The organism is Caldimonas sp., assembly GCF_046289365.1.
Classification (GTDB): domain Bacteria; phylum Pseudomonadota; class Gammaproteobacteria; order Burkholderiales; family Burkholderiaceae_C; genus Caldimonas.
In genome coordinates this window covers 1-2,792 of record NZ_JBKBVU010000289.1, presented here as the reverse complement: position 1 = coordinate 2,792, position 2,792 = coordinate 1, and the positions used below count along the sequence as shown (strand labels likewise).

Genomic DNA, 2,792 nt, shown 5'->3' with positions numbered 1-2,792 from the left:
CTCGCGCCGCGTGCGCTTGCGGCCTCCCAGCGCCTCGGCATCTCCGAACGACAGCTGCATCGAACTCTCCCCCTTGAACCGATGGCCGATTCTCCCCGAAAGTGGCGGAGTTGTTCAGACCTTCCATGATCATGCACGGCGACGGACACGGCGGCATCCACTATCACGATGGCCTGCTCGACATCAACGGCATCTTCAACGGTCGCTTCGATCTGGTGCTGACCAATCCGCCGTTCGGCTCCAACGTGGGCAGCGACCAAAAGGTGGGCGGCAGCGATGAAACCCGCGTGCCCAACGACGAAGCCTATCTCACGCGCTGCCGCGAACGCGGCTATGGCGAGCCGTGGGAAGAAAGCCACAACCGCCTGCTGCAAGCGGCCAAGGAGAAAACGCCCATCCTCGATCTGTTCGAAATCGGCAAGGCCAAGAACAACCGCCCCACCGAACTGATCTTCGTCGAGCGCTGCCTGAACCTGCTCAAGCCAGGCGGCCGCATGGGCATCGTGCTGCCCGATGGCAATCTCAACAATCCCTCGCTGGCTTGGCTGCGCCGCTGGGCGGAGGGCAAGGCCAAGTTACTGGCCGTGGTCAGCCTGCCGGAAGAAACCTTCCGTTCCAGCAACGCCACGGTCAAGGCCTCGTTGGTCTTCCTGCGCAAATTCACCGAGACCGAGGCCCAGCAATGGGAAGCCGCGTGGGCCCAAGCCCATGCCGAACTCGATGCCGGATTCGCAGCGCAGCGCAGTGCGCAGCACGCGGCATACGCGCCGCGCATCGTGACCGGCGAGGATGCCGAGGCGCAACGCCTGCTGGATGAACTGGCCGCTCTGGGCATCTGCCGCACGCTGCCTCTTTGGCAAAGCGGGGAGGCGCCCGCTTACCCGCGCCAGGCCAAGCCCACCCTTCAAGGCAAGCCTGTCTGGCAAGGCGAGGTTGCAAAGGAACACAAGAAAACTGCCGCTGAACTGAAGAAGCAGGCCACCGCCGCGCTGGCCAAGGTGCAAAAGCGCAGCGACGCGCTGCTGTCGGAGCTGAAGGCCCACTACCGCGCCATCGACGACGCCCATACCGCCGCGCTGTGGGCGCGGGTGCGCGAGTTGTTCGACTACCCGGTTTTCGTGGCCGCGCCCAAGACCGTGGGCATTACCTCCACGGGCGAAACCGGCGAGGGCGTGGCCAACGAACTGCCCGAACTGCTGCGGGCGTTCCGCGAGTTCGAGGCCTGGGTTGACAGCGGCGCGCAGCCGGAGGCGACGCCAAATTTTCCGCTGCCCTCCGCTGCCTGATCCGGTGGTGGAGGGAGATAGAACGCTGGATCGAGAACCGCACGTCGGCGGGCCGCGCCAGCGGCCATCCGCTGCTGCCATTGCGTGAGGTTCTCACCGAACGCCGCGAAGCGGTGCAGGTCGATGGCGCGCTGGGCGACTGGCAAGCCATCACCATCAAGTTTTCCGGCGAGGTGCTGCCGCGCGAGCGCGCCGAGGCATTCAAGGGCGCGATGTTCGCCGCCTATCCCGGTGATCTGGTGTTCTCCAAGATTGATGCCCGCAACGGTGCAGTCGGCCTGATTCCGGACAGCATCGCCAAGGCGGTGGTCACCAGCGAGTACCCGGTGTTCACGCCCAAGGCGGACAAGCTGCGCGCCGCCTACCTGAATCACCTGCTGCGCGCTGAGCACTTCAAGGCCGATCTGCAGAGCAAGGCATCGGGCACCAGCGGTCGTAAACGGGTCACGCCCGAAGGCTTTCTGAGCTTGGAGGTACCTGTTCCCGCGCTCGACGAACAGGACGCCCTGGTGGCCGCCTACACCGCCGCCCTGAGCCGAGCCGCGCAACTGGAGCAGGAAGCCGATGCCATCGAGCGGTCCGGGTGGCAAGCCTTCGAGACCGCTCTTGGCGTCGCTCCGCCACCGCCCCTGCCGGACAGGCCGGTGTTCGTGGCGCGCTTCAAGGATGTGGAGCGGTGGAGTCACGACGGCATCCTTCGTGGCGCACTCGGCAACGGTGCGACATCATCGGAGACGCCGATGGAGCCGTTGGGCAATGCTTTGCTGGAGGTTCGTCACGGTTGCTCCAAAGGGCCGTCCAAGAAAACCACATCACTGCGCGTACTGAAAATCAGCGCCGTCACCAAGGGCCGAATTGATCTGGAAGAACACAAGTTCATCTCGGACGAACCGGCCCTGCGCGAACAGTTCGCGCTCAAGGCCGGTGACATTCTGATGTGTCGCACCAATGGCACGTTGGCCTATGTCGGTATGTCGGCACTCGTCGAAGCAAACATCAACGACATGATTTTTCCGGACAAGATCATTCGGGTTCGGCCCAATCTTGACCGGATCGAGCCGAGGTTTCTTTGGCGTTTGCTTCAGGTGCCTGCCGTGCGAAGCCAGATAGAAGCAGCGGCGCGAACGGCTGTTGGCAACTTCGCAATCGGTGGCAAAGACATCAAGGCGCTCAAGGTGCCGCTGCCATTGCGTGCCCAGCAAGAGGCGCTTGCGCAAGCGCTGGGCGATGCAGTGACCGACGCTGCAGTCAAGCGCACCGCCGCCGCCACCCTGCGCCAATCCGCCTGGGCCACCTTCGAAGCCGCGTTGTTCACGCCAGCGGCGTCAAGCTGAGTGCTGGCCATGGACCACGCCACCCTCTCCACCCTGCGCGAGCGCCACCCCGCCTGGCGCTTGCTGGCCTCGCCGCACGCGCCGCTGGTGGCGAGCTTCCTGCACCGGGTGTTCGTGGCGCCCAATGTGCGCGTCATGAGCGAGGCCGATCTGGCCGAAGCGCTGGAGGACG

The 2,792-nt window shown here is 64.7% G+C and carries 3 protein-coding genes; all 3 read left to right on the top strand.

All coding sequences use genetic code 11. The annotated features are described in order from the left end of the window. The first annotated feature begins 125 nt into the window (after window positions 1–125). On the top strand, window positions 126–1,286 hold the full coding sequence (locus tag ACK42S_RS17080; RefSeq protein WP_409710380.1) for a class I SAM-dependent DNA methyltransferase: 1,161 nt from the start codon (window positions 126–128) through the stop codon (window positions 1,284–1,286). Between the two features lie 80 nt (window positions 1,287–1,366). Continuing rightward, window positions 1,367–2,620, top strand: coding sequence for a hypothetical protein (locus tag ACK42S_RS17075; protein WP_409710377.1), 1,254 nt, complete (start codon window positions 1,367–1,369; stop codon window positions 2,618–2,620). A 9-nt stretch (window positions 2,621–2,629) separates the two neighbouring features. Continuing rightward, window positions 2,630–2,792: DUF3375 family protein (locus tag ACK42S_RS17070; RefSeq protein ID WP_409710383.1), on the top strand; the 163-nt coding region annotated here is incomplete at its 3' end.

Bases quoted from the DNA above. Each gene is read 5' to 3' on its own strand.
- ACK42S_RS17080 (WP_409710380.1), top strand. From the start codon at position 126: ATGATCATGCACGGCGACGGACACGGCGGCATCCACTATCACGATGGC.